The following is a 24521-nucleotide window of genomic DNA, read 5'->3' as shown; positions in this document are numbered from 1 at the left end:
ATCACACCCCAGCCCGTCGGTTACTTAGTTATCGCATCGTACACTTCCGAGAGCTTCTTCTTGCGGTCAGCTTCCTTCAGTTCCTGCCACACGACTTTAATGTGCGCATTAATAAACTCTTCCTTCGTCATGCCCTTCACAGCAACCTCGACGAACGTAACATTATCTACCTTCATGACACCTGCTCGATACCTCTGATTCCTTTTTCATACAATACAGAAGGAGCTTTCAACGAAGGAACCGCCCCGGCTTTAGGAACAATGGTAATGATACCATCCGAATATGTAGCAGAAGTTACGTTATTCATAACTTCAGCAGCACCATCAGCAATAAGACTGCCAAATTCTTCTGTACGGTCATAACCACCAACAACTTCAACTATTTTGTAAGTATTTTCGGCCTCCAACTTTTGAAACACAACATCAACCAAGCCTTTAACGAAATTCTTGGGATTGAAGTCTAACTGCACGTAGTCAAAGTGCAATTGGCTGTCTTCCACATCTTCATGTGAAAAACTAACAGTCATCGCAGACTTAGCACTACTGGTCGGGTACTGTGTCACGGTCGGGTAAACAGTAGACATCGGAATACCGGCAAGGATATCAGTGTCATCATTATAACCGATCAACATATTATCCTGATTCCAAAAGTAAACGTCCCATCCTTTATTGGCACATTTCAGAAGCTGGGCATTCAAAACCTCATCAAATTTCTTCAAAGTGAAGGTGTCTGTTTGAGCGCTAAGCCCGTTGTATTCACTTGCACCGTACCCTACAGGATTAACTTGGGGCTCTCCACCATTCTTGGCATACTCCAGAAATGGCAAAATAGGGTAAATACGCCCGGGACGGTCTGCATGGCACAATTCGAGCAACTTCTCACCTGTTATATCAGCAGGGAGTTTGACACCATGTTCTGTCAAGATAGCACCTTTGACTTTTTTCCAGTCAATGCTACAAGCAGAACTACCAGTGTTCATCCGGGAACCCTTACACGTTCTAATCTTTCTCATTTTCTTCTACAATTAAGATTATTAATTTTTATTTCCATCGAGCGTATATTTATGGCATCAATCGGCTCGCTCACAGCCTCACCGGAATCTGTATAGGCTCCGTATCTGCCATATGAATAGTTTTCTGAATAACTATGTTTCACTTTTTCGTCATAGTCGCAGTCGAACCGAGAATCTTCATATAATACTTCCAATAAACGTTTATAGATTGGCCGAAGGATATTTTTAAAAGATGTGGTTCTGCGCATCTCATTGCTCCACTCTTTACAAGAAGAACATGCTATAATTAACGAAACCTTTGCTTTTGAAAAATAATCCGCGTCACCTCTATCCTCACTAATTGGAGTGAATAGTGCAACCAATGGAAACTTCCTTTCAGACTGGGCAGAAGACTTACTGTATTCATCTAAAATATCTTTGATATATTGACTGCTACCGAAGATGTAATTCAACCTTGGGGATTTCACAACTTTAGTTCCCCCTTTCCCATTTGGATAGAGGATTTCAAGCCCTTCTGGAAGTTCCTTTACAATCTCCTCAAACAGTTCTGTTATATCTAAATCTATCATAAATTGAAAGCATTAATTGGGGTCAAAAGATTCTTGGTTATTTTCACATCGAAAGGACAATCATTCGACATAGCCCATTCAACAAACTGTTTATTCTTCTCTACCATGCTATTCCATGTGCTTACTTGTCTCTTCAAAGGAGCTACATATTCATTAGCACATTTCAAACGAACAAGCCCGGTTATTGTAGCCTGGGTGTTTGCGTCACGAAGAATATGATAAAAGACATAGTCAGCGAACGGTTCACACAGCTTCTCGCATAATACTGCATATCCGGACTGGGGGGCTTCCTTCTCTTCTGAAATATCAACTTCATCTGAAGAATCTTCCTTTTCTCGTTCAATAAGCTCCAAATAATCTGTGATAGCTTGGGAAAGAGTCACACCAACAACATTCCGGAGAAATTCGGGCTGAAATGCCTTAATATACCCATTTATCACCTCATTCACAGCAAGAGATTGGGGCGAAGGCATTTCAGCGACCGAAACATTCTCAATATGCCTGGGACCTGACATAAAATATGAAACATCAATCAACATAGCGATAGTTATTTAGAAGTCTTGCCTTTCCCGGTTTTCTTTTCATCTTCCACGGAAACGGCTTTATCATCTGTAACAATTACCTCCTTGGCATCTTCCTCTTGCAAATCTTTTGAATCGGCAACCGGAAGATTCTTTTCATCAGAAGGCACCTGTACTTCAAGTTCTGCAATGCGAGCTTTCATTGTTTCACGCTCTTCTGTCAGTTCAACAATTGTCTTATCTTTCTCTGCAATGGATGCAGTAAGCCTGCCAATCTCTTCATTTTTCTCTGCAAGCATACATTCCAATGTCTTTCGGGCATCTTCTTCTGTAACAAGACCACATTCGGAAATAGGGATGAGTTGAATCATCCCTCTATTAATCCGAATGCGTTGCTCTTTAAGCACATTGGTTACATCCTTATCGTTACCTCTAAGTATGTAATCCATAATCCTACGCTTTAGTTATTGCAGTCTTCAATGCGGCCAAATCCCCATAAGCGAAAGCCCACGGCATATAAATCGGGAAGATAACTTCTTCTTGTGCCATCAGCACAACCTCATTGCAAAGCTTGGTCTCCACATCTTCAGCCCATTCAAGTGTCAAAGTGGTATAATCAACCAAATTTGCGGCTTGGTTAAAGTCACCCAAAAGATACTTACCTGGAAGAATACCACCATACTCGATAATCGGACGACCGGCAATATATTTCACCCCATCAACCATTTTAACGATACCAAGATTACGTCCTGTCGTATCTTTCTCTGATTCCATACCGTTAACAGTCATTGGATTAAGAATAATAGCATTCGGAAAATACTGGGCATATGTCATTGCGGCGAAAGCTGTTTTCACTACATCTTCAGAGTTGGGTTCCTCAATGTTCTTAAAGCCGGCTTCATGAACACTGAATGTCATTTTATCCGTAGCCGTTTCAGCACCGGAGAACGCGACACCAGGAATAAGGATACGACCATCTTCCATTTTCACAAGAGCGTGTGTTTTGTTCAGTTCTGTAAGAACAGCGGCGCCAGCGAACGTGATACTCATTCCATCAAGAATCAAATCCTGTGGTTCTGCAAACTCTACAATCACATCCTTATCACCGTTATATCCGGTAATAGCTTTTACAGCACCGGCGGCACCTGTAACAATGGCTGTACTAATAATCTTCTCTACAGAAGTCACCCCAGTATTATTAATAATACCAAGCAAATTCTCACCATTACCGTCACCAAACAAAATGTTCCAGTCTTCTGCCATCCAAACAGCTTCAGGAAGCATGTTCAAGATGTAGGAACGAATGTACACTCTTGATTTCAACATACGTTTTGAGATACGGATATGAGTACCAAGGCGCTTAGTTCCTGTCTGTATCTCTTTTACCTTGATACTTGATTCCGGTAAACGACCGTTCTCTGTTACAAAACGGGCATTGCGGTTGAAAGCATATACTTGCGCATAGGCGAGTTGAGGATATGCAGGATCAGCTGTCAGCGTCGTTAATACATCACGCATATGCAACTTTTTGTTGGCAACCTGAGTCACAACACGTTTCTGTTGTTGAGTAATCAACAAATCACCGGTGTAATTGTCAGTCATGGAAACGACATCTTTCAAGGAGAAGCCGTCAAATTCTCCTGATTTGCGTGTTTTTCCTTCTGCGAAATCTCTGAATTTTTCAGAATCAAGCATCTCGTTCAATTTCTCGTCAAACTTGTTGATAGTATCCATAGAAAGACCTTTCTGCTTCATTTTCTCGATACTTTCACCAAGAGTTTTAACTTGTTCTACAAGTTGCTCGTTGTCCTTTACCAATTGCTGGAACTTTTCTCCATCATAGGCTTTCAATAGATTATTGATGTCACCAAACTGTTTCGTTACCTCCTCCGGTGAGGCAAATCCTTCAAGTGACTTGTTAACTACTTCACACATCATGCCGACGATGTTTTCCATGAAAGTTTTCTGTTCTGCCGGCAGACCGTCTGTTTTCAGATTAAAATCTGATACTGTAAATTTTTTAGGCATAAAATTTAAATTTTAAGTTATTTATTCTCGAAACAGCTATTCAAACTCTTGAAATCGAGTAAAGTGCCATTATCAGCGGCTTTAATCGTTACTTCATCGTTCCCATTTTCCCCGTCATTCTTTTCTTGAGTGTCAACAGACGGCTCATTTTTTCCGGTGGTATCTTCAGAAGTGTTTTGCAGAATAGCATTCGAACGATATACTTTTCCCCAACAGTGGGGACATCTTACATAATTCATAAGGTCTTGTAGACCCTTTTGAGTAAATTCTTTCTTTTCTGATTTGACAGAATCAATAAGAGAAATTACTTGGGTTCTAATCTCCGGAGTGAGCTTCTCCATTTCTTCCCTTACAATGTCCTGTGTTATCCATCTCTGATAATCAGCAGCATAGTCCAATACCTGCTGGGCAAAGGTATGCTCCGTTTCTGCATCATAATCAAATTGATGACCACAATGAGGACATGAGACAACGGCACCACCGTTGAGGCTCTTCAGTAATAAACTTAATTCCATATCGTAACCTTTTAAACGCTCATCACTATATCCATGCTGCAAGAACGCTTTACGAACGAAATCAACAGCCTCCTTTACCTGGTCAGCAGTAGCAGACTTAATATTCACAAGGAACGTCTGGGGATTACTCCCCCAACTTGTCAATGTTGAATATTCCATCATACGCCATTCAAGCACTTTACAGGGATCAACAGAATCTCTTTTAATGGCCTTGACCCCAATAGAATGTTCAAGTGTTCTGCCATTCTCTGCAAACAGTTTATAATCAGCTAACGTATCACGGCCAATCTGTTTTTCAAGATTTAACTGACCGACCATAACCAAATTACCTTCTGTTTCCTTACCACTCAACGGAACACCTAACAACTGGTCTGTACGATGATTCAGGAACCAACGCATCCGACCAATATTTTCTTTCAATGTCTTATTGAATGAGCCGGGCATAGATATGTCATTTTGTGAGTCCTTCACACCGATACCGTTCACCGCAACGGTAACGATACCCTTCTCATCAACATCATTTGCCTTTGTCTTGTACTGAAGGCTTTTGATTTTCTCTTCCATCTTTTTCATCTCCACTTTTAGTGTTAAAAACTCGATTTACTTTATCCAGTTCCTCATCTGACATATCAAATTTCAATTTGTCAAACAAGGGATTTTCTATCATACTTTCGCCTATTTGGGCACGCCAGTCATTGAGTGTTATAAGCCCACATGAGAATTGTTCACGACAACGTTTATTTATATTTGTCTTTACGTCCTCGGATTCTTTCAATCCTTCCTGCAAACAATCAACATCAGAGAAATCACAATCCAAATAATATCCCCCTCCTTCAAGACCAAGGAAAGCTGTAAAATCCTTGCAGAATTGTTTGGCCATAGGAATAACAGTTGAACAATATACGCTCTTTTCAGCAGTAGCCTGATTGCTAAATGTGGACTGGTCTTTTCGCGGAACAAGAACGGCAGGGATGCCGTATGCCCCTGCAATATTTATTGCATCAGCCAAAGTCTCTTCAAACGGCTGTAACTCTGCAATAGAAAGATTAGTACGAACAAAGTCAATGTCTGCATCTGAAATACCATAAGGTACCTGGCCCTTCCTTACACCATACTTCTCAAAATTTTGCTTCAAAAGCTGTTCCTTTTCATCGTCAGTCAACGCTATTGAACCGGTAGCATCAGTTTTCTTACTTACAATAAAACCCAATCCACCCCGCTTTACATAAATCACATTTCTAGCTTCATATACAGCTATTAGATTTGACATTGGCTTATTTTGAGAAGCAAGACGACTTTTGGACTTCAAGAACATAGCCCCTGAATAGAACTCTGCATTTCCGTCTCTATCATGCCATATTTGGTATGGAGGAATTTCCAAACTACCATTCCAACCATACTCCAAACGATAGCTACGAATAATATCTTCTGTTTGGGCAATGCCAAACAATGGCATATTCCCGTAAACAGGTTCTACAATAGTCTTATCAGAAGGTAGCACCCAATAATTATCGCAATATCTCCATTTTTCAGCTGTAGAAAAGACATCAGGCATAGCAGCACGAATAAAGCTATTCCCTGTACACAATTTATAAATATGGTGCTGATAAATCAATTCTTTCCAACGCATCAAACAATTAGGACGGCTAAGTATGCCATTCATTCGTCTGTTTGCCCATACTACACTATCATCCTTAGTTTTCTTCAATTGAAAATTAGCACCTGCAATTCGCGATGCAATATAATCGATCGGAAAAAAGACTTCAGGTATCGTACTGAATAGCGTTAGATAGTTACTGCCCGCTACAATAGGACTAGTAAGGTCCTCAATGTATGCAACTGACCATTTTTCAGCCTTGCCACTTTGAGTATCTATATCCTTATTTTCAGATGAAGTAACTATTTCAACTTCACCTTTAGTCTTAGATTTCTTTCCAAATAGATTATCAAAAAAAATATTCATTGGGTTCCTTTTTGAGCAAAACTAAGTAAAAAGGAAAACCGTTTTCCAAAACACTAAAATCTTGAAATTACGAAAGCATAACATCAACAATATAACATTCTTATTTTCAATCACATATAATACAATTCAATTCAAACCTAATTTTACAACGAACTGTACTAGCCCACTCAAAACAGCACTGGCCTCTTTTGTTTCACTATCTTTATTATAGTCCATCAGGTTATTCATGAAGGCAACATATTCCGTATCAGATTCTACTTTTGATGCAGAAAAAAGAATACTATTTTTCACATAATCAGATGTTGCAGCAATACGCTTGTCTACATCCGGAAACTCTTTCATTACACGAATCTCCTTGTTTGTACTAGAACGGAGTTCCCGGATAAAAGGGAAATAAGCATCTGTACATTCAATTACACATGAATCAGATTCATGGGACAAAATAGAAGAACGTATATCTTCTGTTGAAGTAGTATCCATAAATACGACATCAACAACATGCCATTTATTCCCACATCTAAACGCTTGTATAAGAACAAATTTCCCATTAACATTCGGCATCACATATAGAATCTTCTTAGTGTATTTACATTCGGTATCTGGATTGAAGAAATTAACAGTGCCATTACAAGCATACAAGTTTCTTTTTCGCCGGTTACTAAACTCTATATACTGCTCACTACACAAATCCACAACGACATATCGGAACGTATCAGACAGGTGCCCGTGCTCCTCATAAGTCTGCAAGGTAGTTTTATTCTTGACCTTAGTTTTAAGAATGGCACCGTTAGCATCTTTCTGTACGCTCATGTAGTCCTCAATAGATACCGAACATGATTCGTCAATGTATATCTCTATACCGGGAACAGTACAATCAAAGATAGCATTGATAAACTCACCGGTCATTGCGACACTCGGATTCTTGTTGCCTACCTTATCTTCAATCTCGAACCCTTCTTTCTGCAATGTGTCTATGAATAAGTCCATCCAGGAACGCTTCTCATCGTCAATGCTGTTTGCTGCTTTCGTTGATGCATCACCATGTACATATAACCTATCAGAATATTGGATAGATTTCAGATACTTTGCAACAAGTTTGGAAGCTTTCTTTACTGTATTGTTGGGGCTTTCAGCACACGTTTCATGGAATTGCCAAACCTTGGTACCAGTTGTGAAATCGACCTGCCAATATGATACACTGATATACGGAAGCACGTTGTTATCGACAGAGATATGAATAGGTAAGTCCGGAACATACTTATGTTCACCGGAATGTTTGCCACGATTGAAGGAACCGAAGAACTCACTACCGGTACGAATGACACCCCATTCTCCCAATGCGTACACATTATAATAATCCGGGTCGTGAACTCTATCATATTCAAAGTCGGCAACACATTGCTCATCATAAAAACCGTATGTGCCATCAGGACTACCAACTACCCAAAAATTATTCAGATAGGTAGATTGGATAATAACTGTATTAGGTGCCTGTTCCTCGATTTGCTTAGTACGAAGATTAAGTATTTGCCTGGGTGCGTTCTTTTTTACGGATTTGACTTTGGTAAGTTCTTCCGGCAACTCTTTGCCGGCAATGGTAACAGTCATCGGTACATCATGCCATTTATCTTTATCAATAAACTCTTTCTTTATCCAATGGCTTTCACTGATCGGGTTAAAGGTACAAATAATCTGCTGCCCTTTCTTACCACGCAAACGTTTACGTAGCTGCTTGAAATCCGGATGCTCGAACTCTGACCATTCCTCTAACTGAACTCGCTTATAGTTAGAGATACCTTTTATCTTCTCCGGATCGTCAAGACCGGAGAAATCTATCTTCGCACCATTTACCAGACATTTAATAGTATTCTGTTGGAACTTGAACAAATGGGAGATGCCAAGACCGGCCGCAGCGACTTTATAATCTTCATAAATGGTTTTGAGAATAGAAGCTCCTACCTTACGCATGACAAGATTGTTTTCACCATCCTGTAATGTCTGTATCAGTATGGTTTGTGCCACACTATACGATTTACCGGAAGATGAACCTCCATAGAGAATGATAAAACGGATAGTCTCATCATTCAAGTACTTCAATAGATAGAATCCGTTAGGATTTAGCTTCTTATAATTTATAACCATATTGTTCTAAAAGTAAGGTTTCTCCATAGGGTGAATACCGGATTTTGCAGTTCAAATTGTTCTATTCTTCCGGATTCTCATTATCTTCAAAGCCGATACGAAGTTCACCGACTTTATTTCCGTCTCCACCTTTGATATTGACATTCTTATCGGCTTCCCATCCATTCCAGGCACCAAGCAAACGAGCGGCTTCTGTTTTACCGTTGAACTCATAGACAACTTCCCCTCTCTTATTCTGAATCTTCTTCAATGCATTACGGGCGCGCTTTGGAAGTTGGGACGGACTTCTCATCTTTGTTTTCCCGGTAACAGGGTCTACATAATGTAAATCATCGGGATCAGCGAGTACAATATCCATTAATACCTTCTCGACCGTTTTCCTCTCTACTTCAGTCTCTTTCGCCCTCTGTTGCTTAATCTCACTTATCCTTGCACTAACCTTGCTATTGGCTAACAATCTGCTAGCAGCACTCCAAATCGTTTCAGGTTTCATCTTTGACGCATCATAAGACATCCTATATGCTTCACTAGCATTACCTTCTGTATCAACGTAGTATTTACAGAATTTCTCTTGCTTGAATGTTAATGGTTTCTCTTGCTTTCCCATATCATTTGTTATTTATTCCTACGAGAAAAAGAAGCTGCTCTCTATCCTTTAAAAGCTCATAGGTGGCAAGCAGTGTGCTGCCAGTTGTTAATATGTCATCATACACTATTATTTTCTTTTCCTTTATCGGACGAAGAAGAAAGAATTCTGGATTCAATCTATCTTTAGTTAGGCACTGGATTGCATTCTCATAGAATGGTATTTTCACCGCCCCCGCAATTTTCGTACAGATAGAGGTTGAAAAATGAAAGCCCTCGTTGTGTCTCCGTCGCGGTGTGGTGACTATACACCATCCTTCATATCCCCCTACTATGAAGCGGTGGAGAAACTCACACGCTCTCTCTGCAAAGAATGATGCAAGTTCCTCCGACTGTTTAATTTCTGAAAAGCTGGTACCAGTCTTGGAACGGGTGAACTGGGAGATGTAATAGATATCACCCTTTTTATGAAGTGATACCTTTTCTTTCAGATCACATAACCGTTCCTGATGAGACCAGCTCTTATATTTCACCGCTTCCGGCTTATCCCAGTCATCAATACGACATATCTTTCCCTTTCCTTTCATCAAAGATCTTCTTTACTCCGTCCTCGACAGATGTGTAAGACAAAGGTACTAAATAGATATCCCGGTTCACCGACTGCTCTAAATTGTCAAAATCCCGTTTTTCATTAATTAGCTCAATTTCAAACGGTTTGTAGTATTTTACTAAAGAAGCAAAATACATAGTAGTCACAGGTTGGACGTTACAAATATTGATAAGTTGCCGGTTACAACCCACCGAATAGATAAGCCCCTCAATGACATCATCTATGTAAGTGAAGCACCGGATATTCTGACCACAGTTGTATAATGACACGTTTTCCTTTTCCATCAGGAACCAGAGAAGAGTTCTTTTTCGCGGATTAGGTCCATATACATTATGCAGCCGGCACCCGGTCGCAGCCTTACAATAGATAGATGCATACTGTTCATCGAAATACTTGCTTATTCCATACATAGAAGTGGTATTCTCCGGATTCGCTGTTGACGAACTAGCATATACTAACTTCACATGATTTTGATTGCAAGCATTAGCTACTCGCATGAAAGTATCAATGTTATCCTTCCTGATTTGTTCCAGGTTTCCATTAAAAACGCTTGTTTGTGCCGCTAAATGGAACACACAATCAATATCCTCATTCTTTAGATACTCGCATACTTTCGTAGCTTCAGTACCGCACTTTCGGTCAAGTCCTATGACTTCAATACCTCTTTTTACTAATTCTCGGCAAAGGGCTTTTCCTATAAACCCCTCACTGCCGGTTACAATCATTCTTCTCATCATCACAAAAAAATAAAGGATATATCAAACTCTCGTATATCCAAATTCAACATATTGTTAGTAAAAAACTCAAAAAAACATTAACTTCAAAATAGAATACACTACATTTGTAGCTGTATAAAATATAAAATCAAATAAAATGAAAAGACCGCAAATAGATATAATCAAATACGCATTAATTGCAACAGCCATATTTACTCTAATATTAATATTAGTATATGTATATAGATTTCATCACGGACTGTCCTATAATCATAATGATTTTGCTGATTTCGGCAGTTATTTAGGTTCAATTACAGGATTACTTGCTTTCATTGGAGTACTTTATACAATAAAAGACTCACAAATAAATAGACAAATTGATAATGAAAGGTCAACATTTTATAATTTGTTGGGATTATATCAGCATCAAGTCGACACCAACAAATATACTGAACACCAAATTGAGAAAACAGGAATTGAAGCATTCAAAGCATACGCACATGAAGCGCGTTCATTATTCTATGCTTATGTAATATATCATTTTATAAAAGATGGAGAAAAATTTCCATCAGAATTAACACAAGTCAGTAAGTTAGACGAGCAAGCATTTCTGGAGATTTATACTAAGTTTGGAGTTCATTCAACTACAGAATTAAATGTATTATTAAAAAGTAGGGATCCCAAATATTATTACGATACTATATACGAAATAAAAGGCATAATAATGTCAAGCAAAATTCATGAAATGTATCGTATAATTGTTGCATCAATCTGTAATAGGATTTGTATAGAAAAAAGATACCAACAGCTCTATAAGTTCATAAGAAATGTCGGAGATTATTTATATGGGCAATATGGACAATATTTAGGGCAATACCATAGAAACATATATTATCTGTTGGATTCAATCCAAAATTTTAAATACCCCAATGACTATTCTAAAATATTTAGAGCACAATTATCCTCAGATGAGTTAACAGTCATACTATTCAATTCAATGAGCTCGCAATCAACTCTCAAAACAATTTCTTTATTAAAGAAATTTGATATATTCAATAACATTATTGCCCTCGAACTTCCTATATCTGGATATGATACAGAAAAAGAAATCGTAATTCAGACTATTAACTCTCTTTTTCATGAATTTATAGCTGATTCTACAAACAAATGATTATATACCCAATTATTATATTTATTGTAACTGTACAAGAATATAGGGAAAAGAGTGGTTGTATTATTCAACAGTTTTCTCTATACTTCCGCATTCAGAACGTTCAATTTCTACTTATTTGATACCAAGATAATCCCAAAAAGAAAGTCTACCTTTTACATTCTCAATAGGACTTTCAAAAAGTATTGGATTAGCTAATACCCAGTTATAAACTTCTTTTTCAGCCCAGATGGAAGAATGATTCTGTACACAATCCACTATCTCAATGCTACCGATAATGGAGCCTGTACAAAAACTAAAATCTTTCCACTCTTTGTTTTCCGGTAATGCCAATAACTGCTCATTGGTAAGTATTGAATCATAGAAATTATCGTAATTCAAAGGTTTACCGCTTGAATGAATCAGTACCCTCTGTCCTAAGTATTTCTTAGGACACGACCAAGTACGGTTCTCAATGTTTTTAATACCGTGGACTATCAAAGAAGCCCACGGTTGTTTTATTGTTATTGCTTTCATTTCTATTCTTTATTCCTCCAATAGTTTTAGCAGTGATTTTTTATACTCGTCTATTTCCTTAATAGCATCTTCTTGACCTGATTTTGCATCATTTATCATTAAATCTGCTACTCCCTCCATTATTTCATCCTTATGCCTATTCAGATATTTGATAAAGTATTCCTGCATCAAATCAGTATCCATATTTGCTATATCCGAATATGTGTCTCCACTTCCATAACTGCCAGAAAAAGAAGAATAACAAAGATTACTTATATTCATACTCTGAATACTCTCCCTTCTGCCAAATCCATCTGTATGCTTATCTATTCCACTATTGCTATGGCTTTGAAACTCTTCTCTGATTTTAGGGAGAGTTTCTTTAATAAACTTTTTCAGTTTTCTGCCAGTAGTGATTAACTTACTTAATTCTTTTGCTGTCATCATCAGTCTCCTTTCTTTTTAATCCGTTCTAGTACATCTCTGTTGGCTTCCAATATTTCATCGAAAGACAGAATAGGCATCCAACATATAACCTTAATATCATCCTTTTCGACACTTTTTCCTAAATATGATATATCACTATCAGTAGTCCATATACCATTTTCATACGTGAATACATCTATATGCTTACGTGATTCAGCTTCTCTATCATCGTATTTATAGTAATATAAAAATCCGACTAAAACACGCTGCTCTTCATCTGGTAATCGTTCTTCTACTCTTATCCATGGAGATTGCTTTTTCTGCCACTCAACACCAGATGCAAAAACTTTACGCATATATATTTCAATCACATGCGGCTGATTGATGCGATTTGCTAATTGAGCTACCAATGATTTAAAATTCATATCTGTTCTTGTTTTGAATTACTTTTTTATTACAACTGCCATAGTACTAACAGTTGTTCCACTTTCCTTGAATTCACCGGCTCCGATTTCAAAAACTTCTCCATGAACTTCTTCCAACCATTCCCGGAAGTCAACACATTTCTTTTCAGACGCGAATTTCCAATGCTGACTGGTAATAGCTGCAAGAATTCCACCTTCTTCCAAGCGTTCATACATAAGTCTTACATGGTCAATATCCTGATTACCGGAAAATGGAGGATTAGCAATAATCTTAGTGTAATGCCCTACACTGTCTCTCGTAAAATCTTCATCAAGCAATATTACGTTATCAAGTGTATGAAGGAACTCCCTGTTTTCCGGCATCAATTCATAGCATTCAACTGTTACTGACGGGCACGACCGATGAATCGCTTTTATCAGAGCACCGCGTCCGGCACTTGGTTCAAGTACGGTATCTGTTTCGTGAATTCCACCGGCAAGCATTATCAGCCAGTCTGCAATATCAGCAGGTGTTTCAAAGAACTGAAAATCTTTTTGCAAATCGCATCGCTTACCTTCTTTCAAGATGGAGAACACACGTTCCGGATTAAAAGGAAATGTGAATCCCTGTATCTTACCTCCCTGCCATGAGCCGCCAGCTTCTTCTATCCATTTCTTTGCTTCAGCATAGGATTTCTTATTGAATTGTACTTTCGGAAGTTTAAGAACACTATCCTCAAGAGTACAATGCTTCAGTATTTCTTCCACATTCCATTTTTTACCTTCGTCAGCCTGTTTCTTCCTTTCATCAACCGGAGCGTCCGGCGCTAACAGTGAGGATATTTTCGTAATAACCATATTACTCGCATCCATAAAAGTATTAACACAGGAAAGCGCTTCCATAAGAAATTCAGTATCAACATATCCGGCAGCGTCATAAACATCTATGCCTTCAGTCATATCCGACAATTCATTGAGCTGGGCTACACTACCACGTAACGTTTTTATTAAAGTCTCTTTGTTGTTCATCATAACTTTTTTGTAAATAAATTCTTGTTGTATCTACACTACCATGACCAAGAAGGTCTGCTAATTGAATTACATCTTTGGTTTTCTTCAGGAACATTTTAGCAAAGAAGTGCCGGAAGGCATGCGGGTGCATTTTTTTAGAATCAATGCCACAATGGCTCCCCCACACCTTCATAGACTGTGCTAGCCCACGTTGAGTAATTGGACCATATCTACCTACCGCAAACAACCCAGTCTTATTATTCTCCGCCACATAAATCTTCACCTCTCGTTGTAACTGTTTTTGAAAGAAAAAACGCCTGTACTTATTTCCTTTACCTTTCAAAGTCACTTCACCGGCGACTATATCCTCCCAGGTAAATTGCAAAAATTCAGAAAGGCGTGCACCAGTAGTACCTAAAACCTTAATAAAAAAGTAATAGTCTTTATTTGATTTGGTTTTAAGATATTCCAGTAATCTGTTATACTCATCTTCTGTAGGGACATTAGAGACATCTAATTTCCGTTTCATTTTAGGTCTCTTTAATTCGATAGGTTTCTTTATCCATTTTGAGAACTTCTCTAATGCAGTAATTCGTAGACGAATTGTTTGAGGTGAAAAAGAGTTCTCTTCAAGCATTTTTACGAACCTCTTACAATTATCCATGTTTACTTCATTTGCGTACTCAAAATACTTCTTTAGAGAAGTATAATAGATGTCAACTGTATGAGGAGAATAATCATTACTATCTGTCAGATGAACTATAAACTCACTGATTAAGGCCTTATTTTTTTCAGAAATGGCACTTAACTTTTCTAACGGTTTTACAACTTTCTCTTTACGTTTATAGCCAATACCTAAAAATGATAACAAATCAAGTATAGCATTACACATAAGTGGATGGCGAACCATTATTTCCACATTTTTCTGCTTGTATGCAAGATATCCGCGACGGTTTATACAGATAGCATCTTCAAGGAAATCATTAACATACTTGATATATTTCCCTATAAAATCGTAGCTTTTACCTGTTGTATACAAGTATGATATATAATCTACTAATATCTGTTTTCGTTTATCATCCATTTTTTCTGATTTGAGAGTTAATACTTTTTCCCATGCATTTTTTCACGGAGTTCATTATATTTCATTTTCTGTTCGATGTGCCAAAGCAGGTTTATTTCTAAGTGCTTGGCAAGCCCGAAGATTGATAGTATCATATCATTCACGGCTGTAGGAAAATCAAATATTCCGTCATACCTAACAGGAAGTGTAGAGATGGAATAGATTGATTCGGTGAAAGTTTCGTCTTTACAGGCTTCTGCCATATCTTCAATACAGTCCTCAATATCTCCGTTGGCAAGTTCAAGGCTTATTCCTCGAAGCCCTGCCAGGTCAAGCAAGCGGATTACAGCATCGGCTAACTCTTCTTCGATTGAACCTTTAATGGTTTCGTTATATGCGACTTCGTAACCGCGCTCTTTGGGAATGTCAGGGTCTAACCCTTGACAAATACGACTGGTTGAGATTTTCTTCTCGAACCAATCAACATTAGCACGCTTTCCCCTTCTATCTGCTTCCACAGCTTCCATAAGTTCAGATATTACAAGACAAAGAAAATGTTCATTACTCAATTCCTGATCGTGAAACCCGTGCCCGCAGGCAGTTCTATATGCTTTGTCTCTTAATTCATTTAATTTCATTTTACTCATCCTTGTAATGCTTAAATATATCTATCCAATTCCTTTTCTAATAATTCTCCATCTATTTCAGGAAACAGCCTCAGAACTAAATCCAAAGATTTGCAATAATTGTTACTGTATTCTTCAGTATCCATTAATCGAAGTACCATAGAACAAAAGATACTTTTTGTGTCTTTTAATTCGCCTCTCATCAGCAATTTTGATAGTTCGATAATTTGACCAGTAGGATTATGAAAACTTCCGTTTATATATTGAAAAATTAGTCTTCCTTCAAATTGGCATATTTCACAATCTAGTTCACAATCAATGTACTCTATTTTACCATTTATGAATTCACAATAAACACATTCACTATTAGAAGCAAATAAAATTGCAAAATCATAGATATCATCACTATTACCTACAATTATTGAAGTAGATTCAAGAGTTTCCGAAACACCATTATTCCACTTTGCATCTTCAATAAGTTCCCTCACATATTCTTGAACTCTTGTGATGTTCTGCTCTATTAAATCTTTTTTACTCATAATTTCAATTCAATTAAGTTCGATTATTTTTTTGCAATATTCTCCCAAAAAACAGCACCTTCAGGAGTATTATAAAAAGGGAATGAAATAGCTAGAAACCGATGAAAACAGCAATCAACATCTAACAAATTGTTCATCCGTTCTTCATTTGTCATTGAGAAGTCAGGACACTCAATATTAAATGTCTCATTTGCTCTTTCTGTATTATATTTCCATTGATTGAAAATACCCAGTCTTTCTAATTTTTCTATTTTTTCATTCCTCTTCATATTGATTGACTTTTAATGCTTTACGTCTATAAAGGTAATCGTTATTGACAAGTTTAGCAAACAGAAACTTCGCCATTTTAACGCCATTTTAATCAGTTTTTTTCTTCAACAATTCACGTCTAAATCTTTCCTCTAAATCAAAAATGGTTTCTCCACTATTACGACGATAGGGCCTATCGGTATTTAACTGAAGTTCTTTCAGCTTTTTCCAATACCATGGAAGGTACAAATACATATTCTTCAACTCCTTCAAATTCTTATTTCCACAACACCAGCAACTCACACGATCAAGTAGTTCATATAGCCTTACTCCATCCTCACACCAAACAAAGCCTTTTGTATAACAGTACTGGAGTGCATCTGCTTCTGTAACCCCCCAGTCACGAAGTGGTAAAACCCGATTAGCCCGATTTTCTTTTTCAAAGCGATGCATCTCATCGGCAGCAATACCGACATAATCAATTCCATCTTTTGTGTGAGCTTTCAACGCACGAAGTTTTTCACTCGTTCCCCATCGGCATGTTCCCCCACACCAACTATATCCTTTTTTATGGATAATATTGGTCCCTCTTTTCTTAACCGGCCTTTCAAACATTGTCCAAAGAAAAGGTTGCTCCGGATGCAGTTCTGTATATTTAATGCCAAGTTTTTTAAGAATTGGAAGAACAGCATCACGAGTGTTATAGATTGCCTGAAATTCCATACCTGTATCATAGAAAACGACTTCATCCAACTGATATCCTTTATCTATTAGCATGAAAAGCATTGCCAAGGAATCCTTTCCAAAGCTGACTGAAGCATAATATTTCATACAAAAAATTTAATAGACAAGTCACTTTTTCTTCTTTGCCCTCTGATTATTAATCTGTGACATACACATACGGCACCAGGAAGTCAACAAATGATATTCCTTACCTTTTCTCACCACTATACGATTGTAGAACCGGTTCAAGTAGAAGTAATTTCCGCAATGGGTACATCTTTTCATTTCACGTCCTGAATCATCTATAATCCGATTACGCGGCTTACGATGAATTAGAGTACAACTTTTACACTTCTCATCAGTTTCGCGGTGCCGCCGGCAATGTGATAAGGATTTTGCTCCACATTTAGCAAACACTTTACAATCTCTACGAGGTATTGATTGACACACATTCATGGCTTCCTCGCATTCAAGAATTTATTTACTACACGAGAAAGTACATCCTCATTCTCCGGCATCAGCCATTCTTTTGCAACGTTCCAAGCAATACTCATAGCAGGATTGAAGTTATCCTTCCTGACTGTGTGATGAGACAAACGTCCTTCAGTGGGCTTCAAACCCTTATCATGTAAGATACACAGTCCATTCTCGAAAAAAGCACAATACTCCTTACCAGCAACGGGCTGAATCATCGGAATAGCAATATTAATAACCCCTAAGAATATACCAGCAGCCCAGTTCGTCAGCGCTAACCTGTCGGCATAACCTGCATCAATAATTCGTTCAATATCATCAGGAGTACCTAAACATGGCGTATGACATTGTTGTTTACAAACACTGCATGAGCATTGTACAGGTACACGACCTGAAGCCCTCATTACCCTTTGTAATGAGGTTTCTTTTGATAATTCTCTCATAGTAAATTATTTGAGATACTACAAATTATTAAACATCGCCCCACAGCTTTACTGCAAGGTCATAATTTTTTTTAGCCTCTTTTACTGCTTTATTGGCATAAGCCATAGCGTATGTATGCTCGCGTCGGTACTTACCGGACTTCAATCCTTCGTGATATTCTTTTGCTTGTTCCAACTTATGTTCGTAGAAATCTATACTTTCCGGCATGGACAAGTTTATCGTATTAGCCCTTTTTTCCCAATACTTCGCAACTCTTTCATGTTCGGCAGCCTTATCGCTAAACTCAACGCTTTTCCCCATATTGTTCCACGCATCATCTATCGCTTTTCTGTGTCGCTTCTCGCTATGATGTCCCACTTTGATAGGCTCACCTAGAGAAAGAAAATCCTTATCTTTATTGGACTTGTTGTAATATTCACAGCTTTTCTGTACAGCAGATGTAGCCCATTCATGACGACGTTCAGCTCTTTGTTTGGCCCACTCTTGCACATTAAAGCCATCAGCCCGTACGATTGAGTAGTAATAGAATCCATCACGTTCGTAAATGAGGTTGAAAACAATACATTCATTTTCTTTTCCATACTTGGTGGTAACTTCAATAGTTTCACCTTTTTCGTGCTTCTCATCACACTTTGCCAAAAATACATTTGGCGCAAATTTGTAATACGTGTTCATTTTTTTAATTAAATTGGTTTGACTTATATGAAAAATGATGAAACCACAGCTACTTAGCCGTGGTTTCATCATTAAATAACTTTGGTTGACTGGGTTGAACCAAATCATCGAATAAACCAGGAGCACGAGGTTGTAACGCCTTGTATTCTTCCTGAAAGAATTCTTCTTTGGTTCTCCCATGTTTTTTACCCTTTCGTGTATGTACATCGAAAGTGTAATCTGGAATAGGAATAGGGTAACGCCTGACATCATTTATCCACTTTTCTATATCAATATCCTTTCTATCATAGATGAAGTTTTGCAAATGATCCGCATCACGATTCTTTCTACATTCACAAAGGAGAATAACAGCTTTACTGACAAATATCCTCCCTTTGGGTTCAGTAGCAGTCTTGTTTACCAGCTCATGCCCCTGCCACAATGCTTCTATCTCTTTAGTAATGATTCCATAGCAATCTTCAGCACTAATGGTAAACAGACGCTTCCACACATAATCGCGGTACCCACTCGCCCAAAGTTCCAATGCAAAAAAGCCGGCTACCCCGGTGTCGGCTCGCCTAATGGCTTTCTGCATTGCAGAACTCACCTCAAAGAAATCATATCCGCAAACTGTTCTTATAATCATAATTCTAATTTAATGGTTTGACTTTTAGTTTATTACATCTGTAAAATTAGCTAAAAAAGGCGAATATGACAAACAGAATGGACGCCATTTAAACGCCTTTTTTACAGACTATTAGAATTTGAATTTGCATGATATATTATATTGAACGAGCTGCTTTGTTTTGTCTTTCCCATTAGTGGTTGCACTCTTTAGCAAAATACTATCACCAAAATTCTTTTTGATAAAGAGGATAGATTTACGTTCCTCTTCCTGATTCCTTATAGAAGCAAGCCCACCAGCGTTTACAAAAGTGTTCTTTTGCTCAAAATTATACCGCAAATCGGTTAAAACCTTACGTTCTTTGTACTTCATGTAACAAGAAATCCAAAAATCTTCCTTCAAACGTATTTCCTCATTCCACCAAGTGTTTTTGTTATAGATTACTCCATAACTGCAACCGGTTATCATTTTCGAAAGAGAAAGAAAAGCGGATTCATCATACATTACCGGCGATATCCGAGCGGTGAAGCCAAACAGATGTACATCCATCATACTGGCCATCTCAAATAATGACTGAATGATATTGGTTATCTTATCTTTATCCTTTATCCGGCTAGGTTCTCCTTTTTCCACATAAATAGGTTTGCAGGCATGGACATCATCATCAAGCATGAAAAGTTCTCCAAAATGCTTTGCCATCCAGTTACGTTTCGGGATGAGGCCCATAACGTCGTCAGGATGAGTAACAATTTCACATTCCGGGTTAAATTGTTGATATAAGTCAGCTTGACTTTCAGCAACGCAAATGATAGGATCGTTCACCAACTTTTTAGCGAACACCCGGTCATGGCGTTTATGACTTGGTATTACTATCTTGCAGGGCATGGCGAACGTCTTTTATATCAATTACATTGGATTTACTTATTTTCCCGGTTTTGTACGACTTCATGTGCTGCATGTCCAGCCTTTCACGAAGCCAGTTGCTATCTACCTCATTACTTGAGGTGATGATAAACAACTCATGTTTTTCGTCATACTTTGGAATGAGAGGATAAATGGCTGTATCATCCGTGATGGCATCGAAGCGCTCTTTAAATTCATCCTCTTTCTTCTCCGGGGCAAATTCGATGCCCCAATCTTGGAGTTCCGCCTTATTCCACTCGTTTTCCATAACGTCCAAATCATTCTCACCAAAATTGACATTATCTTTAGTGGCATATTCCCTCAACTTCTTAACGGGGGTATCAGGTGCCAGAATTTTACAAGGCAGTTCTTTATAACCTAACTCCTTGCAAGCTCGCAAACGTAAATTACCACAAACAACAATATATCTGCCATCATTGTAGGGAAAAACTATAAGTTCTCGAAGCTCAAGCATCTCTGGCGAATCCTGAATGCTTTTCTTCATCGCTTCAAAGCGGTAATCACGAAAAAAACGTGGATTTTTCGGCAATCCCGTGAGCTGCCCCTTATTAAAATCAAGTAGGCAGACTTGAATAATCTCTGTCATAACTAACTATATTAAAATCAACAACACAAAATCAACAACACAAACAGTCAGTAACAACACCTAATCATTTTTTCTATCATCGAACTCTATCTTATCTTTGATAAGCTGTTCAATGTCCTCACAACCAAATCTTTTTAAATAGGCAACAAGGTAAATTATCATCTCGGCTGCCAATTCTTCATCTTCCGAATATTTAGGAAGATTATCACTCCTATATTTAGAAGCAATATCGAATTTTCTCCAAACGGCTTCAATTCTTATGCTAAACGCTTTTCTTGAGCTATGCTCATTCATCTTAAAGCGCTTCCTCATGATATTCAAGCATCTCTGGGCAAACCTATTCAATGTTATCATATCGATCGGGTTAAATTGTTAGACTATGAATAATCTCACACGATTCTATTAGGTTGGTCTCTGATGCGAAACCAATGAACATATTCTTTATCTATCAGCATACTAATTATTTATTTTGAGGGGTCTGTTGTATCTAAATATTTCCTGTACTCTAATTCTGTCTTAGCAAGATTGATTACGGTATTAACCCCTTGGAAAACTTGTTTTGCTTGGCTCACTTTACTAGGATCTTCTTTCACATCCTTTATTTGTTGAAGAACCAAATTTCTCAAATCTTGTAAAATGGTAGGGTTCACTGTAGACACCTTATTCAACCGTTCATTAGCCAACACGACAACTGTGTTTGTTATTGGCCGAAAACGATTCAATTTGGAAGCCAAATCAAACATACTAAATACCAATACTTTGCCATTATTCAAGTATATCTCAACTTCGGTACCATCATCACCGGTACCGTCACAGTAATTGAGAATTACAACTTCTTCATTCTGATAAAGGAATGGTTTATTAACCATTTCTTTCAATCTATCTATTGCTCCATCAGTCATGATTCATTCTTTTTTGTTGCTTTATTAATTTGTCTATTCAAAGCTCCTTTTAGTTTGATTAGGTACTGAACATCTTCCGGATATCGGGCATACAAAGAATTCTCTTTTTTTAATTGTTCAGAACGACTAATCATGTAAAGGTTCTCAATGGAAACGTTTTGCCTGTTGCCATCTTTAAACTGAATATTATAACCAGGGGGGATTTCTCCATTATGCTCAATCCATACAAGCCGATGTTTAAGTTCAAAGACATTCGGTTCGGCAGTTTTCACTTCAATGTAACCGTCACGAGTTATGCGTTCATAACCGACTGGTTTATGATTTTTGGGGACATGTCCTTTCTTAAATCGGGTAGCTTTCGTTTTTGCTAATTGTTCCTCTGACATATATTCCGTTTGCTTACGTCCCTTGTTCATCGGTTGGTGGCCTTTGGGAAAGAAGCTTTTAGAAGCGCATTGAAATTTAAATTCTTTAGATTTAAAGAGCCGTAATTTAAATGCAACTCCATTTACAGCAGAATAAGTGGTACCTAATATCTGTGCTATTTCCTCATTAGTATGATTGGGATACAACTTTTTCAATTTATCAAGTCTCTCACTATTCCAAAACGAGATTCTCGGAGAGCGCCTAAGTTTTCGAATCAAGGCCTTTGTTTTAACAGCACTAAGTGTTTTATCAAGACGCCTAGCAAGTTCTTTTAAATCAGCAGTCGGGTACTCACTGTCAAGTATAGCAAGTTGTTCGCCAGTCCACGTTTTCATAAGTGCGTCAATAAAGAGAGGAAACCACTAGGCTTCCTCTGTGTTATCGTTATTTAGCTCTTTCAGTCTTTCTTTGAGCTTCTTTTCTTTCTTATCATATGAATCCGCAAGTTTCTTAGAGAGCGCTTTGAAATCATCCGGATATTGTTCTGCAAAAAGGATTTTCTGACACTTTTGCAAATAGGAGTAGAAATTCACATTATTCGATGATAAGCATTCAGCAATAAAGGCTCTATACCATTGGTGTCGGTCAGCTTGGTTGTTTTTGACATAATTTACAAAATCACTCTCACCATTCCATTTTTTCAAATTCAGTTTTTCAAGATAAGTACTGCTACAACCGCTAAGAACCAGCACATCAAAAACAAGTTGTTCATTTTCAGAGAATTCTTTTGTTCTCTGATAATATGTTTTCTCTTGCGCCCACTTACGCATTTCTTCAGCAGACTTCTCCTTGACTATATCCTTCGCTCTTTTTAATTGGGCGTTTATTTTTTCCCTTTCTATCTCTTTTAGATCGGCAACAGCGGCAGTACTAGAAACCAGTTCTTTCTTTGTGTAATAGAATTTTACATTAAATTCTGGATTATAATTACCAAAGAATGAGATACAGCGATAAATTTCACCTTCATCAAGCATTTTTAGTGTCCGTTCATCATCAGCACTATAATAACATAAACTCCTAAACACCTCATCTGGATTAACTACTTCAAATCCAAGTTGCTTTACGGCTTCTAAAGCACTTTCATATTGTGCTTTTCTTTCATCACTCCAATAATATTCTGCTTTTGCTACAATAACAGTTTTTCCGAATGAAAAAGGTTCACCTACTTTAACAAGATTCTCACTCTCAAGCAGAATCTTTCGGATTACATATGCAATCCGCTTTCTATAAAAACAGGCAGCATTGATACAGCGAGCATTCTTATTATTCATCTCATAGAACAAACAACCATGATTACAGGTATTAGATTCACATTGAGAGCACTGCTTAAATTCGCCATTTTCCCAATTGTCTGCGTCTTCTTTAATCCAATCCGCTTTATCCAGTTCTAAAAAGGAATTACTAACATAGTCACGTATCATAGATGTCGTGCATTGTTCATCTTCTTCCTCATTGAACTCCTTTTGAGTTTCTTCGTCAAGTTTTGAAAGAATCATAGCACCGGATAATGGTATGTCTCCATTTCTTACACGTTCTTTCAGTTCCGGGATAAGACCGTTTAGCTTTATACGGTCAAAGACAAAACGAGTAGACTTTCCAAATTTAAGAGCAATATCTTCCAAAGTCCGTCCTTTCTCAGCCAACTGCGCAAAGGCAAAAGCTTCTTCGATGGGATCAACATCTTTTCTTTGAAGATTCTCGGTAATCATCGCTTCAAAAGCCTCATCGTCTGTCATTTCTCTGACAATGCAGGATATTGTCTGAAATTTCTCCGACTTTTTTCGATGGGCTTTGATTTTTGCAACATTCGCTTCATCTTCCTTTGCTTTCAAAAGTGACACAGCCCGAAAACGACGCTCACCGCAAACAATTTCATACGAACAGGGAATTGTCGTAACACCGCCAGTCTCTAAGTCAGTAAAATCTTCGGATTTGGCTACCCTGACGGTGATAGGCTGCAATAAGCCTTGCTTTTCAATGTTGCTTGCGAGCTCTTCAAGAGCTGCTTCATCAAAAGTCTTTCTCGGATTCAAAGGAGAAGGACTAATAAGGTCAATTCTAATGTTTTGTACTTCCATAATTTAATTATATTGGTTTGACTTTTAATTCATTACATCA

At 37.8% G+C, this 24521-nt stretch carries 32 protein-coding genes; 1 reads left to right on the top strand and 31 read right to left on the bottom strand.

Annotated features, from left to right (window positions below; all coding sequences use genetic code 11):
* Window positions 1-20: 20 nt before the first annotated feature.
* From HMPREF0106_RS27405 to HMPREF0106_RS17505, 12 genes are all read right to left on the bottom strand, one after another.
* On the bottom strand, window positions 21-176 hold the full coding sequence (locus HMPREF0106_RS27405) for a hypothetical protein (RefSeq protein WP_004300280.1): 156 nt from the start codon (window positions 174-176) through the stop codon (window positions 21-23).
* Window positions 173-1012: a hypothetical protein gene (locus HMPREF0106_RS17455; RefSeq protein ID WP_004300278.1), complete on the bottom strand. Its 840-nt coding sequence runs from the start codon at window positions 1010-1012 to the stop codon at window positions 173-175. Before HMPREF0106_RS17455 ends, HMPREF0106_RS27405 begins: the two co-directional genes overlap by 4 nt.
* Window positions 1009-1581 (bottom strand): hypothetical protein, encoded by a 573-nt coding sequence (locus HMPREF0106_RS17460; protein ID WP_004315583.1) that lies wholly within the window; start codon window positions 1579-1581, stop codon window positions 1009-1011. Before HMPREF0106_RS17460 ends, HMPREF0106_RS17455 begins: the two co-directional genes overlap by 4 nt.
* The gene (locus HMPREF0106_RS17465) at window positions 1578-2120 is read right to left on the bottom strand and encodes a hypothetical protein (RefSeq protein ID WP_009039425.1); all 543 of its coding nucleotides are present in this window, start codon (window positions 2118-2120) and stop codon (window positions 1578-1580) included. Before HMPREF0106_RS17465 ends, HMPREF0106_RS17460 begins: the two co-directional genes overlap by 4 nt.
* A gap of 8 nt (window positions 2121-2128) precedes the next feature.
* Entirely contained in the window at window positions 2129-2551 is a 423-nt protein-coding gene (locus tag HMPREF0106_RS17470) for a hypothetical protein (RefSeq protein ID WP_009039424.1), read from the bottom strand.
* Between the two features lie 4 nt (window positions 2552-2555).
* A complete protein-coding gene (locus tag HMPREF0106_RS17475) occupies window positions 2556-4130 on the bottom strand; it encodes a phage major capsid protein (RefSeq protein WP_004311554.1) in 1575 nt (524 codons plus the stop codon).
* Window positions 4131-4147: 17 nt separating this feature from the next.
* The gene (locus tag HMPREF0106_RS17480; protein WP_009039423.1) at window positions 4148-5209 is read right to left on the bottom strand and encodes an HK97 family phage prohead protease; all 1062 of its coding nucleotides are present in this window, start codon (window positions 5207-5209) and stop codon (window positions 4148-4150) included.
* Window positions 5163-6608, bottom strand: coding sequence for a phage portal protein (locus HMPREF0106_RS17485; RefSeq protein WP_009039422.1), 1446 nt, complete (start codon window positions 6606-6608; stop codon window positions 5163-5165). The genes HMPREF0106_RS17480 and HMPREF0106_RS17485 overlap by 47 nt, the downstream gene beginning before the upstream one ends.
* A gap of 126 nt (window positions 6609-6734) precedes the next feature.
* Complete coding sequence (locus HMPREF0106_RS17490) at window positions 6735-8750, bottom strand: PBSX family phage terminase large subunit (protein WP_009039421.1); 2016 nt, start codon at window positions 8748-8750, stop codon at window positions 6735-6737.
* 61 nt (window positions 8751-8811) lie between these two features.
* Window positions 8812-9357: a terminase small subunit gene (locus HMPREF0106_RS17495; RefSeq protein ID WP_009039420.1), complete on the bottom strand. Its 546-nt coding sequence runs from the start codon at window positions 9355-9357 to the stop codon at window positions 8812-8814.
* A gap of 1 nt (window position 9358) precedes the next feature.
* Window positions 9359-9922 (bottom strand): phosphoribosyltransferase, encoded by a 564-nt coding sequence (locus tag HMPREF0106_RS17500; RefSeq protein WP_004318800.1) that lies wholly within the window; start codon window positions 9920-9922, stop codon window positions 9359-9361.
* Complete coding sequence (locus tag HMPREF0106_RS17505) at window positions 9891-10682, bottom strand: NAD-dependent epimerase/dehydratase family protein (RefSeq protein WP_032851140.1); 792 nt, start codon at window positions 10680-10682, stop codon at window positions 9891-9893. Before HMPREF0106_RS17505 ends, HMPREF0106_RS17500 begins: the two co-directional genes overlap by 32 nt.
* A gap of 136 nt (window positions 10683-10818) precedes the next feature.
* Here HMPREF0106_RS17505 and HMPREF0106_RS17510 point away from each other — a divergent pair, with 136 nt between their 5' ends.
* A complete protein-coding gene (locus HMPREF0106_RS17510) occupies window positions 10819-11832 on the top strand; it encodes a putative phage abortive infection protein (protein ID WP_004311547.1) in 1014 nt (337 codons plus the stop codon).
* Window positions 11833-11946: 114 nt separating this feature from the next.
* Here HMPREF0106_RS17510 and HMPREF0106_RS17515 read toward each other — a convergent pair whose 3' ends face one another.
* From HMPREF0106_RS17515 to HMPREF0106_RS17595, 19 genes are all read right to left on the bottom strand, one after another.
* Window positions 11947-12348 carry an ASCH domain-containing protein gene (locus tag HMPREF0106_RS17515; RefSeq protein WP_004311546.1) on the bottom strand — a complete coding sequence of 134 codons (402 nt, stop codon included), beginning with the start codon at window positions 12346-12348 and terminating at the stop codon, window positions 11947-11949.
* Window positions 12349-12357: 9 nt separating this feature from the next.
* The gene (locus HMPREF0106_RS17520) at window positions 12358-12774 is read right to left on the bottom strand and encodes a hypothetical protein (RefSeq protein WP_004311545.1); all 417 of its coding nucleotides are present in this window, start codon (window positions 12772-12774) and stop codon (window positions 12358-12360) included.
* The gene (locus HMPREF0106_RS17525) at window positions 12774-13178 is read right to left on the bottom strand and encodes a DUF551 domain-containing protein (RefSeq protein WP_004311544.1); all 405 of its coding nucleotides are present in this window, start codon (window positions 13176-13178) and stop codon (window positions 12774-12776) included. The genes HMPREF0106_RS17520 and HMPREF0106_RS17525 overlap by 1 nt, the downstream gene beginning before the upstream one ends.
* Window positions 13179-13196: 18 nt before the next feature.
* A complete protein-coding gene (locus tag HMPREF0106_RS17530) occupies window positions 13197-14189 on the bottom strand; it encodes a restriction endonuclease subunit M (protein WP_009039418.1) in 993 nt (330 codons plus the stop codon).
* On the bottom strand, window positions 14146-15252 hold the full coding sequence (locus HMPREF0106_RS17535; RefSeq protein WP_009039417.1) for a tyrosine-type recombinase/integrase: 1107 nt from the start codon (window positions 15250-15252) through the stop codon (window positions 14146-14148). Before HMPREF0106_RS17535 ends, HMPREF0106_RS17530 begins: the two co-directional genes overlap by 44 nt.
* A 17-nt stretch (window positions 15253-15269) precedes the next feature.
* A complete protein-coding gene (locus tag HMPREF0106_RS17540) occupies window positions 15270-15878 on the bottom strand; it encodes a hypothetical protein (protein WP_009039416.1) in 609 nt (202 codons plus the stop codon).
* 11 nt (window positions 15879-15889) lie between these two features.
* Complete coding sequence (locus tag HMPREF0106_RS25405; protein WP_009039415.1) at window positions 15890-16396, bottom strand: hypothetical protein; 507 nt, start codon at window positions 16394-16396, stop codon at window positions 15890-15892.
* Window positions 16397-16419: 23 nt separating this feature from the next.
* On the bottom strand, window positions 16420-16665 hold the full coding sequence (locus HMPREF0106_RS17545; RefSeq protein ID WP_008765965.1) for a hypothetical protein: 246 nt from the start codon (window positions 16663-16665) through the stop codon (window positions 16420-16422).
* A gap of 88 nt (window positions 16666-16753) precedes the next feature.
* Entirely contained in the window at window positions 16754-17476 is a 723-nt protein-coding gene (locus HMPREF0106_RS17550) for a phosphoadenosine phosphosulfate reductase family protein (protein WP_009039414.1), read from the bottom strand.
* 21 nt (window positions 17477-17497) lie between these two features.
* Window positions 17498-17824 carry a hypothetical protein gene (locus HMPREF0106_RS28405; RefSeq protein WP_009039413.1) on the bottom strand — a complete coding sequence of 109 codons (327 nt, stop codon included), beginning with the start codon at window positions 17822-17824 and terminating at the stop codon, window positions 17498-17500.
* On the bottom strand, window positions 17821-18285 hold the full coding sequence (locus HMPREF0106_RS17555) for a hypothetical protein (protein WP_004300224.1): 465 nt from the start codon (window positions 18283-18285) through the stop codon (window positions 17821-17823). Before HMPREF0106_RS17555 ends, HMPREF0106_RS28405 begins: the two co-directional genes overlap by 4 nt.
* Window positions 18286-18313: 28 nt before the next feature.
* Entirely contained in the window at window positions 18314-18961 is a 648-nt protein-coding gene (locus tag HMPREF0106_RS17560; RefSeq protein ID WP_004318814.1) for a DUF3560 domain-containing protein, read from the bottom strand.
* Window positions 18962-19010: 49 nt separating this feature from the next.
* On the bottom strand, window positions 19011-19586 hold the full coding sequence (locus HMPREF0106_RS17565; protein WP_009039412.1) for a hypothetical protein: 576 nt from the start codon (window positions 19584-19586) through the stop codon (window positions 19011-19013).
* 111 nt (window positions 19587-19697) lie between these two features.
* Window positions 19698-20450 (bottom strand): hypothetical protein, encoded by a 753-nt coding sequence (locus HMPREF0106_RS17570; protein ID WP_004300221.1) that lies wholly within the window; start codon window positions 20448-20450, stop codon window positions 19698-19700.
* Window positions 20419-21075 carry a ParB N-terminal domain-containing protein gene (locus HMPREF0106_RS17575; RefSeq protein WP_004311535.1) on the bottom strand — a complete coding sequence of 219 codons (657 nt, stop codon included), beginning with the start codon at window positions 21073-21075 and terminating at the stop codon, window positions 20419-20421. The genes HMPREF0106_RS17570 and HMPREF0106_RS17575 overlap by 32 nt, the downstream gene beginning before the upstream one ends.
* 60 nt (window positions 21076-21135) lie before the next feature.
* Entirely contained in the window at window positions 21136-21429 is a 294-nt protein-coding gene (locus HMPREF0106_RS17580; protein ID WP_004318818.1) for a hypothetical protein, read from the bottom strand.
* 110 nt (window positions 21430-21539) lie between these two features.
* Window positions 21540-21977, bottom strand: a complete 438-nt coding sequence (locus HMPREF0106_RS17585) for a hypothetical protein (protein WP_004300218.1) — start codon at window positions 21975-21977, stop codon at window positions 21540-21542.
* Window positions 21974-22738, bottom strand: coding sequence for an HNH endonuclease signature motif containing protein (locus HMPREF0106_RS17590; RefSeq protein ID WP_009039411.1), 765 nt, complete (start codon window positions 22736-22738; stop codon window positions 21974-21976). Before HMPREF0106_RS17590 ends, HMPREF0106_RS17585 begins: the two co-directional genes overlap by 4 nt.
* A gap of 27 nt (window positions 22739-22765) precedes the next feature.
* Window positions 22766-24481, bottom strand: coding sequence for a ParB/RepB/Spo0J family partition protein (locus HMPREF0106_RS17595; RefSeq protein ID WP_009039410.1), 1716 nt, complete (start codon window positions 24479-24481; stop codon window positions 22766-22768).
* Window positions 24482-24521: the final 40 nt, after the last annotated feature.

The sequence above is a fragment of the Bacteroides sp. D22 genome (assembly GCF_000163675.1).
Taxonomy (GTDB): domain Bacteria; phylum Bacteroidota; class Bacteroidia; order Bacteroidales; family Bacteroidaceae; genus Bacteroides; species Bacteroides xylanisolvens.
This window is presented reverse-complemented; position numbering and strand designations above follow the sequence as displayed.